General features: G+C 68.5%; 14 protein-coding genes. 7 read left to right on the top strand and 7 right to left on the bottom strand.

Annotated elements, in window-relative coordinates; translation table 11 throughout:
• Position 1 precedes the first annotated feature (1 nt).
• Genes AB0K28_RS18605 through AB0K28_RS18620 form a run of 4 tightly spaced genes read right to left on the bottom strand, consistent with a single transcriptional unit; the run spans position 2 to position 4,090 of the window.
• Complete coding sequence (locus AB0K28_RS18605) at positions 2-1,210, bottom strand: S8 family serine peptidase (protein WP_364371287.1); 1,209 nt, start codon at positions 1,208-1,210, stop codon at positions 2-4.
• Positions 1,204-1,926, bottom strand: a complete 723-nt coding sequence (locus AB0K28_RS18610) for a hypothetical protein (RefSeq protein ID WP_345389764.1) — start codon at positions 1,924-1,926, stop codon at positions 1,204-1,206. The genes AB0K28_RS18605 and AB0K28_RS18610 overlap by 7 nt, the downstream gene beginning before the upstream one ends.
• A gap of 38 nt (positions 1,927-1,964) precedes the next feature.
• Positions 1,965-3,146 carry an adenylyltransferase/sulfurtransferase MoeZ gene (gene moeZ, locus AB0K28_RS18615; protein ID WP_345389767.1) on the bottom strand — a complete coding sequence of 394 codons (1,182 nt, stop codon included), beginning with the start codon at positions 3,144-3,146 and terminating at the stop codon, positions 1,965-1,967.
• Positions 3,147-3,190: 44 nt separating this feature from the next.
• Positions 3,191-4,090, bottom strand: a complete 900-nt coding sequence (locus AB0K28_RS18620) for an alpha/beta hydrolase (protein ID WP_345389770.1) — start codon at positions 4,088-4,090, stop codon at positions 3,191-3,193.
• A gap of 145 nt (positions 4,091-4,235) precedes the next feature.
• On the opposite strand from AB0K28_RS18620, the gene AB0K28_RS18625 reads away from it, so the two are divergent.
• From AB0K28_RS18625 to AB0K28_RS18635, 3 genes are all read left to right on the top strand, one after another.
• Positions 4,236-4,532, top strand: coding sequence for a hypothetical protein (locus AB0K28_RS18625; protein WP_364371292.1), 297 nt, complete (start codon positions 4,236-4,238; stop codon positions 4,530-4,532).
• A 1,048-nt stretch (positions 4,533-5,580) separates the two neighbouring features.
• Positions 5,581-5,949 (top strand): hypothetical protein, encoded by a 369-nt coding sequence (locus AB0K28_RS18630; protein WP_345389776.1) that lies wholly within the window; start codon positions 5,581-5,583, stop codon positions 5,947-5,949.
• Between the two features lie 491 nt (positions 5,950-6,440).
• Entirely contained in the window at positions 6,441-6,746 is a 306-nt protein-coding gene (locus tag AB0K28_RS18635; protein ID WP_364371295.1) for a hypothetical protein, read from the top strand.
• 1,075 nt (positions 6,747-7,821) lie between these two features.
• Here AB0K28_RS18635 and AB0K28_RS18640 read toward each other — a convergent pair.
• From AB0K28_RS18640 to AB0K28_RS18650, 3 genes are all read right to left on the bottom strand, one after another.
• On the bottom strand, positions 7,822-8,154 hold the full coding sequence (locus AB0K28_RS18640) for a hypothetical protein (protein WP_345389782.1): 333 nt from the start codon (positions 8,152-8,154) through the stop codon (positions 7,822-7,824).
• A gap of 606 nt (positions 8,155-8,760) precedes the next feature.
• Positions 8,761-9,306 carry a signal peptidase I gene (lepB, locus tag AB0K28_RS18645; RefSeq protein ID WP_364371298.1) on the bottom strand — a complete coding sequence of 182 codons (546 nt, stop codon included), beginning with the start codon at positions 9,304-9,306 and terminating at the stop codon, positions 8,761-8,763.
• A gap of 49 nt (positions 9,307-9,355) precedes the next feature.
• The gene (locus tag AB0K28_RS18650; RefSeq protein WP_345389788.1) at positions 9,356-10,246 is read right to left on the bottom strand and encodes a Ku protein; all 891 of its coding nucleotides are present in this window, start codon (positions 10,244-10,246) and stop codon (positions 9,356-9,358) included.
• Positions 10,247-10,305: 59 nt separating this feature from the next.
• Between AB0K28_RS18650 and ligD (AB0K28_RS18655) the strand changes: the two genes are divergently transcribed.
• From ligD (AB0K28_RS18655) to AB0K28_RS18670, 4 genes are all read left to right on the top strand, one after another.
• Positions 10,306-11,208 (top strand): non-homologous end-joining DNA ligase, encoded by a 903-nt coding sequence (ligD, locus tag AB0K28_RS18655; RefSeq protein WP_364371301.1) that lies wholly within the window; start codon positions 10,306-10,308, stop codon positions 11,206-11,208.
• The gene (gene ligD, locus AB0K28_RS18660; protein WP_364371304.1) at positions 11,205-12,077 is read left to right on the top strand and encodes a non-homologous end-joining DNA ligase; all 873 of its coding nucleotides are present in this window, start codon (positions 11,205-11,207) and stop codon (positions 12,075-12,077) included. Before ligD (AB0K28_RS18655) ends, ligD (AB0K28_RS18660) begins: the two co-directional genes overlap by 4 nt.
• A 44-nt stretch (positions 12,078-12,121) precedes the next feature.
• On the top strand, positions 12,122-12,328 hold the full coding sequence (locus AB0K28_RS18665; RefSeq protein ID WP_345389800.1) for a hypothetical protein: 207 nt from the start codon (positions 12,122-12,124) through the stop codon (positions 12,326-12,328).
• A 123-nt stretch (positions 12,329-12,451) separates the two neighbouring features.
• Entirely contained in the window at positions 12,452-13,072 is a 621-nt protein-coding gene (locus AB0K28_RS18670) for a TetR/AcrR family transcriptional regulator (RefSeq protein WP_355426440.1), read from the top strand.
• Positions 13,073-13,090 lie beyond the last annotated feature (18 nt).

The raw sequence follows: 13,090 nt of genomic DNA on the forward strand, positions 1-13,090 counted from the left end.
ATCATGCGTCTTGCGACATGTGCGCCCGTCGTACGCGTCTGACCAGGATAAAGATGACGGCCAGGGAGGTCAGCGCGCCGAGGGCGGCGCCTGCGGCGATGGCCGCGTACACCGTGACGCGGCGCTCGTCCCTGGTGACCACGTCGATGGGGCCCGCGCTGCCGCCGGCCAGCGGTCTCTCCGGGTCGTGCGCCTGGTCGCCGGCCGCGACCTCGGTGTGCTCCGCCAGCCTGGACGCCTCCTTCAGAGCCTTGGCTGCGTTGACGAGGCCGAAGCCGGTGGCGGTGTCGTAGCCGCCGGGCGGCAGGTCCTTGGCGCCCGCGGCGAGGGCGCGCGCGACGAGCGGCGGCGACATCTTCGGGTATTCCGCCTTGATCAGGGCGGCGACTCCCGACACCAGCGCGGTCGCCTGCGAGGTGCCCCTGCCGACCCAGTACTCGTCGCCGGGGCCCGCGCCCATGATGTCCACGCCGGGCGCGGCCACCAGCACCGAGGAGTTCCAGTTGGAGAACGCCGCCCGCCGCATCCGCCGGTCGGTCGCCCCCACCGAGACGACGCCGGGGAACGCCGCGGGATAGGAGTAAGGAGCGAAGTCGCCGTCCTTCTTCCTGTCGCCGTCGTTGCCCGCGGCGGCGACCAGCACGACGCCCTTGCCGATCGCGTAGCGCACGGCCGCCCGCTCCTCGCGGGTCGCCAGCTCCTTGGAGATCGACAGGTTGATCACGTCAGCCCCCTCGTCCACCGCGTAGCGGATGCCCCTGGCCACCACGTTCTCGAAACGCTCGGCCGAGTTGAACGTCAGGAAACCCGGCTCCTCGTCCTCCAGGATGACCCTTACTGACAGTACGTCCGCTTCGGGCGCCACGCCGATGATCCCCCGTTTTCCGTCAGGCCCGTGGCCGTGCCCGGCGATCAGCGACGCCATGTACGTGCCGTGCAGCCTGCTGGGAGCCGTCCCCGGCGGGTTCGCGCCCGCGGTGAAGTCTTTGCCGACGCGTACCGACCCGGCCAGGTCGCGATGGTGCGGGTCCACGCCCGAGTCGAGCACGGCCACCGTCACCCCCGCGCCCTTGCTGGTGCGCCACGCCTTCGTCAGGGCCAGCGTCTCGATGACGGCCCGCTGCCCGCCGCGTACGTCGTCGGCCCACAGCGGCCCCACCGGCACCAGCAGCACCGCGGCCAGCGCCACGACGGCGCTTTTCCTCAGCACCGCCACTCCCCTGACGCGCAGTCGGGCATGCCGGGCGTGCTCAGCCGGGTCAGCACCTGCTCGGAGATCTCGGCGGCGAAGGCGAAGATGGACGGCCGCGCCTCGCCGGCCGCCGCCGACGGCCGCCCGTCCACCTGGCCCGACGTGGTCAGCACCAGGTAGGGGCCGGCCTGGCGGACCGAGCCCGCCTCGCGTACGCCGGGGGTGAACCGGTCGGCCAGCGTGGCGTGGAAGGAGACCGGACGCAGCCCCGGAGTGGGCTTGCCGGTGTCGGAGAAGGCGTCCCTGGCGCGTTCGGCGTGGGCCTCGTCGCGCAGCGCCACCACGCCGATCGTGACGAGCACGCCGCGCAGCGCGTCGACGTACGTGGCCCGCAGCACGCCCTTGCAGCCCGCCTGCCGCAGCGCCTTGACCGCGGCGGCGTCGACCGCGTCGCGGCCGCAGCCGGTGCGCGGCGAGATGCCGATCCTGGTGGCACGTTCCCGGCCGCCCTGCTCGGCGGAGTAGGGCAGCGTCTCGGGGAAGATGCGGCCCGCCGGCCAGGAGCGCCAGCGCTCGGCCACCTCCCGGTGGGCCGCCGCGCGCAACTCGGCCGCGGTCGGCCCGCGGGTCAGCTCGGTGCCGGCCGCGCTGCCCGCCACCCCGGCGGCCACCGCGCAGATCAGCGTCAGCGCGGAGGCCACCACGAGGATCGGCCATGGACGGGCGGCATTCACGGCATCGACCTTAACCGGGAGGTCCCGGCGGAAACCCCTTAATAGCTGGGCAGGCTCGGATCGACCGTCTTCACCCAGCTCAGCACGCCGCCGCCCACGTGAACGGCGTCGGAGAAACCGGCGTTCTTGACGACCGCGAGCGCCTCGGCCGAGCGGGCGCCCGACTTGCAGTGGAGCACGATCTTCTTGTCCTGGGGCAGCTTCTCCAGGGCCGAGCCGTTGAGGAACTCGCCCTTCGGGATCAGCGTGGCGCCCGGGATGGAGACGATCTCGTACTCGTTGGGCTCGCGGACGTCGACGACGAAGATGTTGTCGCCGCGGTCCATCATGCCCTTGAGCTCCTGCGCCGTGATCGTCGAGCCGGTGGCCGCCTCGGCGGCCTCGTCGGAGATCGCGCCGCAGAACGCCTCGTAGTCGTCGAGGAGCTGCGTCTGCGTCGGGTTCTTGCCGCACAGCACGCACTCGGGGTCCTTGCGGACCTTGACGTCGCGGTACTTCATCTCGAGGGCGTCGTAGATCATCAGCCGGCCGACCAGCGGGTCGCCGATGCCGGTCAGCAGCTTGATGGCCTCGTTGACCTGGATGGAGCCGATCGACGCGCACAGCACGCCGAGCACGCCGCCCTCGGCGCACGACGGCACCATGCCGGGAGGCGGGGGCTCGGGGTAGAGGCAGCGGTAGCAGGGCCCGTGCTCGGCCCAGAAGACGCTCGCCTGGCCGTCGAAACGGTAGATCGAGCCCCACACGTACGGCTTGCCGAGCAGCACCGCGGCGTCGTTGACCATGTAACGCGTGGCGAAGTTGTCGGTGCCGTCGACGATCAGGTCGTAGCCGGAGAAGATCTCCATCACGTTGTCGACGGACAGCGTCGTGTTGTGGATGACGACGTCGACCAGCGGGTTGATCTCGCGGACGGTCGCGGCGGCGCTCTCGGCCTTCAGCTTGCCCACGTCGGACTGGCCGTGGATGATCTGGCGCTGCAGGTTGGACTCATCGACCACGTCGAAGTCGATGATGCCGAGGGTGCCGACGCCCGCCGCCGCGAGGTACATCAGCGCGGGCGAGCCCAGGCCCCCGGCGCCCACACACAGCACCTTGGCGTTCTTCAGCCGCTTCTGCCCCGCCATGCCCACATCGGGAATGATCAGGTGACGTGAGTAGCGGCGCACTTCGTCGACGGTCAGCTCTTCGGCCGGCTCGACCAGCGGTGGCAACGACACTTTCTACGCTCCCGTTTTAAAGGGGACCCATCTCACTGTGAAACCTAGCCGGGCAGTGGGGCATTCCCCAATCGCGTCTCACCGATCAGACGGCGTGCCTCCGCCGCGACGACCCGCGGCATCTCCATCATCGCCACGTGACCGGCCGTCGGCAGCAGCACCAGCCTGACCTGCCGGAACGTACGGTACGCCTTCCTCGCCATGGCGGGGCGCACCAGGCGGTCGTGGCGTCCGTGGACGATCAGCGTCGGCGCCTCGACCTTGGCCGCCTGCCGCCACAGGTTGTCCGCACCCCAGCGGAAGTACTCGGTGACGATGCCGCGCGCCGAACCCACGACCGCCTCGCCCGCGTACGGCAGGTCGTCGCGCCTGCGCTGCTCCTCTATGGCGTCGCGCAGGCGGATCGGGTGACACGCGCCCATGTCGGCCCAGACCATCGCCATGGAGGCGGTGATGCGCTGCTCGACCGGTACCAGCCGAAGCCGGTCGGCCACCCACTCGCCCAGCCGGGGTATCGCCGCGGCGGCCACCCGCACGGGGCCGTAGCGCGGCAGCAGGTCGGGCAGGGCCGGGGAGACGAGCGTGAGCGTACGGACCAGCTCGGGGCGCGCGGCGGCGACCCTGACGGCGATCGCGCCACCCATCGAGTTGCCGAACAGGTGCGCGGGGCCCGTGCGCTCCAGCAGCTCGATCACGGCCTTGGAGTGCGCCGCCACCGAGTAGTCGCCGTCCGGGGGCGCCGGTGAGAAACCTGCTCCAGGCAGGTCGATGGCGTGCCCGGTGACGGTGTCCTTGAGCTCGTCCATCAGGTCGGTCCAGTTGGTCGCCGATCCGGCCAGGCCGTGCACGAACACCGCCTGCTCCGCGGGGCCCTGGGGGGTGGACCGGACGTGCACCGAGCCGATCATCCTTCCCGGCCAGTGCGGGACCGGCTGCGGGGTCATGACTGCTCCTCCTCGTTCTCGAACCTCTCTTCCCCTGCTTCTCACGATAACCATCGCTTGTTGGAGGAGTCTTGATTCCGTACAACGAGGTTATTTTCATGACTTTCCTGGACAGATGGGCCGGATAAGGACAGGGGGTACGCCCATGCTCACCGCCCGCATCGCCGCGCTACTCGCCGCCACGCTGTGCACGGGGCCGGCCTGGACCGTTCCGGCGCACGCGTCCGACCGCCCGGGATGCATCTATCGAGTGGTACGGGTGAAGACGCACCTCAACGTCCGCGCCTGGCCGAACGGCCGCATCCTGGACAAGCTCTACCCAGGCGACCGTACGTGGGGTCCGTGCAGGAAGACCGGCTCCTGGCGCCACATCCACGGCACAGACGTCGGCCGCAAGGGCTACGCCTACGGCCACTACCTGAAAAAACTCGGCAGACGCTGACCCCCGACCCCCACCTCCTCGAACGGAGAGGGCACCGCACAAGCACCACCCTTCACGGCGGGGACGCCGCACGAGCACCACCCTTGAACGGCGGGGACGCCGCACGAGCGCTTCACGAGTCATCCGCCCGCCCCCGCCCCCAGCCCCCAGCCCTCACCCTCCGTCCCAGCCCCCGAACGGCGGAGCCCGTCGGCCCCAGCCCCAAGCGGAGGGGTCCGCGCCGCACGAGCACCTGACGAGCACCTGACGAGCCGTCCGACCACCCGCCGCTCCCAGCACCCCACTCCTCATCCCAGCACCCACCCCATCCCAGCCGCCCGCCCCCTACCACCCACCCGCCCAGGTCAGACTTGTCGGGATATTTCGCGCTATAGGTCTCTAAGCGATCTCTTGGCAGCCCAAGCTTCCGGCAAAAGCCGCCGTTCGCCGTTTATGGCGCACCCGCTCGGAAAGCATCACGGTACCCAGCGTGACGTCTGTGCCACTCACCGTTAACGGCGAGTGACGGTCGGGCGTCGCGCATGGGGACCACGTAGAGCGGCTGACATCTCCGGGGGACATTCCCCCACACCACGATGGCCGCCGCCGCGCCCGCACGACGCTCGGCCTTGCGAGCAGCCGCGCACGCATCACCTCAATCGGTGCATCCGGCCGGCCTCAGCACAATGAGCGGCATTATTCGGGCCCGGCGTCGCGGCTTTTCTCGCGCTCGCGGAAATTCATCTCCGCGCGCGGGGACGCCGCATGCGTACGACATCTCGAATGGCAACTCGGGCGCGGCCGACAGCCCGTGAGTCGCCCATTGCCACCTGCGACCTCGGCTCGATATGCCGTCAATTCGGACATATCATCTCATTTCATTTGATAATTATGTAATGCGAGCAATAAGATTGTTAATGCAGAGCAAAATGGGGTCGTCGCCGTTTGCCCGCCCATCGGCACGGAAATGACATTCGACGGATGAGCCTTCAGCAGCCTTCCAAGATCTGTTTCCGGTAATTAGGAAACGGCCGAGAACGGGGCAATCGATCCTTTAGGGGGAAACACAATGCCCAAGCTCAAGAGTGTTATCGCAGGCCTCGCCATCAGCACGGCGGTGACCGGCGGCATGGTGGGCGTGGGCGCGGCCACGTCCGCCGCCAACGCCACCACCCAGGTCAGCAACGGCACGTCCGTCCTCATGGACGACGGCTGGGGCTGGGGCTGGGGTCACCGGCGTCACCACAACCGTCACCACAACAACCGCTGCGGCAGGCACCACGGCGGCTGGGGCGGCGGCTGGGGCGGCTGGGGCTGGGGCCACCGGCGCCACCACCGCGGCGAGGTCTGCGTCGTCATCCGCAACCACAACACCAACGACAACGGGCCCCGCCAGCGCCACCACCACCACCACGACGACCAGAACCGCACCTGGTAGTGAATGACCGTGCTTTGATGGCGCAAGGAGTTCTCGGGGACGGCCCGCGTTTCACGCGCGGTTCGGCCTGAGGTCCGTTTCTCCTCGTCTCCACGGCAATTCTGGCGAGGGCTCTCCCGGCATCCACCGGGAGGCCCTCGCTGCGTCATTTCCCGACCGCACCCGCGGCCGGGATTTCGTACGTTTAGCCACAAGTAGCCACAAGCGCTTTTCGCGCACCCTCCCATCCCCATGCATTACCCTGCGCCCTCCGCAGCCACCTCCCGCCCCCTTCCTTTCACCACCCCCCGACCCCCGACCCGCGCCATACGCCTTCCTATCGCGCGTTCTCCAGCGCTCGATGGGCTCTGCCATGTCATGAGAAGTACTGGACTCAGGAAAGAGCAGACAATGTCCGTTTCTTCTGCTTTCGCTGGGAAATATCCACGGTGCGGATGAATTGCTAGCTATATCCGCGAACGGGGCAATCGATCCTTTAGGGGGAAACCGCAATGCCCAAGCTCAAGAGTGTTATCGCCGGCCTCGCCATGAGCACCGCTCTCACGGGCGGTGTGGTCAGCGTAGGGGCGGCCACCACCAGCGCGAGCGCCAACGCCGCGACCCAGATCAGCACCGGCACCTCCGTCCTGGCCGGACACGGCTGCGGCTGGCGTCCCCGCCGCTGCGGCGGCTGGGGCTGGAAGCCCTGGAAGAGGTGGGGCCACCGGCACCACGGTGTCGGCCGGATCCGCGTCGTCATCGTCAACCGGAACTACAACCGCAACGACAACCACGACCGGCACGACCGTCGGTGGTGACCCTCGGCTGACGAGTCCGCCCATGCGATGAACTCAAGCCGTAGCTAGGGGAGTGCCCGTATTCACCGGGAGGCGCCCACCACCCTCGACACCGAGGACTGTGGCCCCCACCGAATACGGGCACTCCTCATCCCCACAGCACTGTCACCACCCCACACCACTGTCACCGCGCCCCACACGCACATCTCCCTCGACGGCACCCCACCCGCACAATTTCCCCCAGCCGACACCCCACCCGCACGACCTCCCTTGGCCTGCGCCCCCACCCCCACGGCCTCCCCCGGCCGGCGCCTCATCTGCCCATCCCCACCCCCACAGGCCCGCCCTGAGTCGTGCGCTCCGAGTCGCCGTCCCCACCCAGCGCAGCTCCCTGGGACACCACCCCGCACGACCTTCAGCCCGGCGCCCGACCCCACAGCGCAGCCCCCATGCCCGTGCCGTGGGCCGAGCCTGAGGGTCGTGCGGTGTCCGCCGCCACGACCCTCAGTCCCGCGCCCATCCACAGCTGCCTGGCCGCCCTGCCCGCAGCCCTCAACCTCTGGCCGCCCTGTCCACACTCCTCAGCCACTTACCGTCCGGTCCACAGCACAGGCCCCTACCCCCGGAGCTGCCCAGCGCAGTCCACACCGAGGCACACCCCTCAACGCTCCGCCCATGCCGCTCCGCGGGCCGAGTCTTCAACGCTCGGCCCTGTCCGCCGACCCCCGCCCTTGACCTTGGCCTCGTGCTCCCAGCCACCGATCCCCCTGCCACAGCAGGCGGCGACCGATCCCCGGGGCGGCCATCAGTGGGGCCGGCGATCGAGCCGCGGGATCTCGCCACCACTGGAAGAGGCCTCAACTCCTGCGACCAGCACAAAACCGTGCAGGCACAGGGCCCGCACGGCTGGAGGCTCATCAGAGCCGGGGCATTTCTCAGGCAACCACGAAATCAGCACAACACCGAAACGCCCGCCAACAAAATGAAACAACCGGAAACGAAGCAGCGAGGGCCTCCCGGCAATGCCGGGAGAGCCCTCACTTGGATTCCGTGGAGACGAGGAATTGAATTCCTACGCCATTGTCACACGGTCAGATCAACGCGTCGTCGCGTCGGCGACCTCACGCGGCTGGACACGGCGGTCGTGGTGGTGGTGGTCGCGGTGCTCGTGGTTGCGGTTGAAGTTGCGGTTGAAGACCTTGACCCTCACCCTCATCCGGTGGTGGTGGTGACGACGGTGTCCCCAGCCCCAGCCGCAGCGACGCCAGGCCCAGCCACCGCCACAGCCGGCGAGAACCGAGTTGCCGGTGCTGATCTGGGTGGCCGCGTCGGCGCTGGCCGAAGTGGTGGCGGCGCCGGCGCTGACCACGCCGCCGGTCAGCGCAGTGCTGATGGCGAGGCCCGCGATAACACTCTTGAGCTTGGGCATTGCGTTTTCCCCCTAAAGGATCGATTGCCCCGTTCTCGACGTCTCCGGATTACCCGGAAACATGTCTTGGACGCCTGCTGAAGAGTCATCCACGAAGTGTCATTTCCGGCGGATGAGCGGGCAAACAGAAGCGCCTCCTTTTTGCTCTGCATTAAGAATCTTATTGCTTGCATTAAACTCCTATCAAATGAAATAAGGCGAATTAAGCTGATATGTCTCTTTCAGCAACGCCCGGGAGGCAGGCGGCGACGGTACGGGGCAAGCCCCAGGCGCGCAGGGCAGCGAGCACGCGCCGACGAGGCCGCAAGGGGTCCTCTATGCCTCTGAAGCGGATGCGGGAAGCATCGTCCGCCAGGCGACGTCTACGGGGGCTAGGAGCGCCGCCCAGGCAGCACCTGCAAGGGCGGCGGATTCCGTGCAGTGAGGGAGTGGTCACCACGCGATGGCGGTACCGCACGAAAGGGCACCGGACCGGCCGGGCCGCGGGGCACTCCGTAAGGCCGGTCACGGCGGACGTCCGGTCACGGCGGGCGGCCCGGCGGGGCAGGCCGTGAGGTCGGTCACGGCGGGCGACCGGACGGGCGACCGGTCCCGGCGGGCGACCGGCTATTGCTGCGCGGGTGGGTCGATCTTGGTGACGACGCCTTCCACATCGGTGACTCCGATGGTTCCGCCACCGGGAGCGTCCATGTAGTAGCGGGAGTCCTTGGAGACGTGGCGGTGGTCGTTCATGATCCAGAGGCGACCTTGCGGTACACGGATGTCGAACTCCACGCGGGAGGAAGGACGAATCGTCACATAGGGCTCTTCCAGCGGCTTGCCGTTCAGCTCCAGCAGCCCGCCGGTGACGCAGCACTTCACCGTGCTCCCCGGTACGCCGATGACCCGCCCCACGCGCCGCTGACCCGCGACGGTGCCGGCCCAGCCTTCGGGCGTGCGGTAGATGATGATGTCGCCGGTCCGGGGCGCGTAGTCGCCGGGTTGGCTGGCTGTCAGGAGCGACCCCATCCTGATGGTCGGTTCCATGGACTCACCCGGCATGGTGGCCCGGTAACCACCGAGGGCCACGTCGACGAGCGCGCAGCCGGAGAGGGGCAGGAGCAGCGCGAGGGACAGCGCGAGGGACAGCGCGGATAAGCGTGTACGAATCACCAGGGGATTGTGCCGCAGGTGGCCGGCCAAGGGCCCGGGATGCGCTGGTTCAGGCGGACTTGCGGGTCTTGCGCTTGGCCGGTGCCTTCTCCTCCTCCTTCGACTCCTTCTCCTTGGAGTCCTTCGACTTGCCGGACGCTTTCTTGGGCTTGGCGGAGGAGCCCTCGCGTTCTCGTTTGGCGGCCTCCACGCTGGCCCGCAGCGCCGCCATGAGGTCCACGGCGGGCTTGGCCTCCTCTTCCTCCTGGGCGGGGATGACCTCCTTGCCGGCCACCTTCGCCTCGATGACCTGCTGCAACGCCTCGCGGTAGGTGTCGTGGTACTCGCTCGGGTCGAAGTCCGACTCCATGGTGGTGATGAGGGACTCGGCCATCTTGAGCTCTTGGGGGCGTACCTCGATGTCCTCCTCGAGGAAGGGGAAGTCGGGGACGCGGATCTCGTCCGGCCAGAGCATCGTCTCCAGGACGAAGACGCCGTCGCGGACCCGCAGCGTCGCCAGCGACTCGCGCTGGCGCAGGGCCACCTTGACGACGGCGACCTGCCCTGAGCTCTCCAGGGCGTTGCGCAGCAGCACGTACGGCTTCGCGCCCTGCGCGTCGGGCTCCAGGTAGTACGACTTGGCGAAGTAGATGGGGTCGATCTGCTCGACGGGCGCGAACTGCAGGACGTCGATCCTGCGCGAGCTGCTCAGCGGCAGGTCCTCGAAGTCCTCGTCGGTGAGCACGACCATCTCGCCGCTGGCCAGCTCGTAGCCCTTGGCGATGTCGGAGTAGGGCACCTCTTCGCCGTCCTGGGTGCAGACGCGCTTGTAGCGGATGCGGCCGCCGTCCTTGCGGTGGACCTGGTGGAAGCTGACGTCCTTCTGCTCGGTCGCGGAGTACAGCTTGACCGGGATCGTGACCAGACCGAAGGAGATCGCACCTTTCCAGATGCTGCGCATGGTCACTCCTCAGCTCTCAACGGCCCACCATGGGGCACATACCCGTCATGGGGCAAGCAATGCCATACCCGGTCGAACCGATGCTCGCCGTGCCCGGGGAGCTACCCTCCGATCGCGACCACTACGGCCTGGAGGTCAAGTGGGACGGCATCCGCGCCCTCATCCACCTCGACGGCGGGGTGCGGGTGACGGGGAGGCACGGAGCCGAGTACACCCGCCGCTATCCGGAAATTTCGGGATTCGGGATCAAGAACGCGGTGATCGACGGCGAGGTCGTGGCACTCGACCCGCGCGGCCGGCCCAGCTTCATCCGCCTCCAGCACCGCATGCACCTCACCGACCCAGAGCCGGCCATGCTCAAGCGCTATCCCGTCACGTACCTGCCCTTCGACCTGCTCTACCTCGACGGCATGCCGCTGTTCGACCTGCCGTACCGCGACCGCAGAGCCCTGCTCGACGAGCTGGACATCGGCGCTCCCCCCTACTTCCCCGGCGCGTCCGACCTGCTCACCGCCACCTCTGAACAGGGGCTCGAAGGCGTGGTCGCCAAGCGACTCGACTCCCCCTACCGCCCCGGCGTCCGCTCCCCCTGGTGGGTCAAGGTCAAGAACCTCACCACCCGCGAGGTCGTCATCGGCGGCTGGAAACCGGGCAAGGGGCGGCGCGCGGGCGGGATCGGCTCGCTGCTCATGGGGGTGTTCACGGAGCGGGGGCTGACGTACGTGGGGCACGTCGGCACCGGCTTCACCGAGCCCGTGCTGGACGACCTGTACGCGATGCTGCGCCCGCTGGAGGTGCCGCACAGCCCGTTCGAGAACCCGGTGCCGTGGCGAAATCGATGGGTTAGGCCCGATCTCGTAGGGGAGGTGGCCTACACGATGTGGACCGACGAACAGCGGTTGCGACACCCCGTGTGGCGTGGCCTGCGCCCCGACAAACTCCCCGCGGAGGTGACGCGATGAAGGTGCCGGTCAAAGTCGACGGGCGCGAGCTCACCCTGAGCAACCTGGACAAGGTCCTCTATCCAGACAACGGGTTCACGAAGGCCGAGATCATCGACTATTACAGTCGCATCGCCCCCGTCCTGCTGCCGCACCTCCAGGGCCGTCCCCTGACCGTCAAGCGCTTCCCCAACGGCGTGACGGGACAGTCCTTCTTCGAGAAGAACGCCCCCGACCACACCCCCGACTGGGTCAGGCGCGTCAACCTGCCCGCGCCCGGCAGCACCAAGAACCGCGAGACCATCGACTTCGCCGTCGTCGAAGACCTGCCCACCCTCGTCTACTACGCCAACCTCGCCGCGCTCGAACTCCACGTCCCCCAGTGGCGCGTGGACGACGACGGACAGGCGCTGCCGCCCGACACGCTGGTGTTCGACCTCGACCCCGGCGCGCCCGCCAGCATCGTCGAGTGCACGCGGGTGGCGCTCATGCTGCGCGACGTGCTGAAGGCCGAGGGGCTCACCGCGCTGCCGAAGACCAGCGGCAGCAAGGGCATGCAGCTGTACGCGGACTGGGACTGCCGCGAGGAGCCGTCCGCGTACGCCAAGAGGCTGGCCCAGCTTCTGGAGAAGGAGCACCCCGACCAGGTCGTCAGCGTGATGACGAAGAAGGCGCGGCCTGGCAAGGTGTTCATCGACTGGTCGCAGAACAACCCGGCCAAGACCACCGTGGCGCCCTACTCGCTGCGGGCCAAGGACCGGCCGACCGTGTCGACGCCGCTCACCTGGAAAGAGGTGGAGGGCTGCGAACACCCCGACGACCTGGTGTTCACCGCGCCCGACGTACTCGCCAGAGTGGAGAAGCACGGCGACCTTTTCCGCCGGGCGTAGTCTGGTTTCCGTCCACACCGAGAAGGGGGCCGAAGATGTCGGAGATGGACATTCGCGGGGACGAGGTCCCGTACACCGAAGAAGAGAAAGAGCTGTCGATCGAGACGCCCGAGGCGGATGCGATCGAGCAGCAGCGCGAGATGCTCCAGAGCGCCGGACGGCTGCGCCGGGAGCTGCCGCTCGACGTCGACCCCGCCGACGGGGCCGACCAGGACCGCGTGGTGGACCTCGACGAAGACGACTACCGCTGAGCCCCGGCCCGGCGGCGGTGACCTGCGCGAAAGGGGTCGAAGACGGACGGCTGCGGCCGACGCCGGCGGCCGGCCGCACGTAGGATGTCCGCACAGTTCGCTGAGAGACCAATGGAGACCCGCGTGACAGCAACCCCGGATGCCAAGCCCCGGGGCACCCGGCTGCCCCGCCTCGCCCGACGCAGGCAGCTCCTGAGCGCCGCGCAGGAAGTGTTCGTGGAGAACGGCTATCACGCGGCCGCCATGGACGAGATCGCCGACCGGGCCGGGGTCAGCAAGCCCGTGCTCTACCAGCACTTCCCCGGCAAGCTCGAGCTCTATCTCGCGCTGCTCGACCTTCATGTCGACGACATGGTCAACCGCTGCCGCGAGGCGCTGGCCTCCACGCAGGAGAACAAACTGCGCGTGCAGGCCACGTTCAGCGCGTTCTTCGACTTCGTCTCCACCCAGGGCGAGGCGTTCCGGCTGGTCTTCGAGTCCGACCTGCGCAACGTCGCGCCCGTGCGGCAGCGGGTCGAACGGTCGCTGCAGGAGTGCGCGGAGATGGTCAGCGAGCTGATCCAGGAGGACACCGGGTGCACCAGCGACGAGGCCCATCTCCTCGGTGTGGGCCTCGTCGGCATGGCCGAGGTGAGCGCCCGCTACTGGGTCACCACCCACGGCTCCATCCCCAAGGACGCGGCCGAGCAACTCATGGCCCGGCTCGCGTGGCGGGGCATCAGCGGTTTTCCGCGTACGGCATAACCCGTTCGCTGGGCGCGA

Source organism: Nonomuraea sp. NPDC049504, from assembly GCF_040676845.1.
Taxonomy (GTDB): domain Bacteria; phylum Actinomycetota; class Actinomycetes; order Streptosporangiales; family Streptosporangiaceae; genus Nonomuraea; species Nonomuraea salmonea.

Excerpts from the sequence above, each read along its gene's own strand:
- AB0K28_RS18620 (WP_345389770.1), bottom strand. The coding sequence starts at position 4,090 with ATGACCCCGCAGCCGGTCCCGCACTGGCCGGGAAGGATGATCGGCTCG.
- AB0K28_RS18625 (WP_364371292.1), top strand. The coding sequence starts at position 4,236 with ATGCTCACCGCCCGCATCGCCGCGCTACTCGCCGCCACGCTGTGCACG.
- AB0K28_RS18630 (WP_345389776.1), top strand. The coding sequence starts at position 5,581 with ATGCCCAAGCTCAAGAGTGTTATCGCAGGCCTCGCCATCAGCACGGCG.
- AB0K28_RS18635 (WP_364371295.1), top strand. The coding sequence starts at position 6,441 with ATGCCCAAGCTCAAGAGTGTTATCGCCGGCCTCGCCATGAGCACCGCT.
- AB0K28_RS18640 (WP_345389782.1), bottom strand. The coding sequence starts at position 8,154 with ATGCCCAAGCTCAAGAGTGTTATCGCGGGCCTCGCCATCAGCACTGCG.
- AB0K28_RS18650 (WP_345389788.1), bottom strand. The coding sequence starts at position 10,246 with ATGCGCAGCATCTGGAAAGGTGCGATCTCCTTCGGTCTGGTCACGATC.
- ligD (WP_364371301.1), top strand. The coding sequence starts at position 10,306 with ATGCCATACCCGGTCGAACCGATGCTCGCCGTGCCCGGGGAGCTACCC.
- ligD (WP_364371304.1), top strand. The coding sequence starts at position 11,205 with ATGAAGGTGCCGGTCAAAGTCGACGGGCGCGAGCTCACCCTGAGCAAC.
- AB0K28_RS18665 (WP_345389800.1), top strand. The coding sequence starts at position 12,122 with ATGGACATTCGCGGGGACGAGGTCCCGTACACCGAAGAAGAGAAAGAG.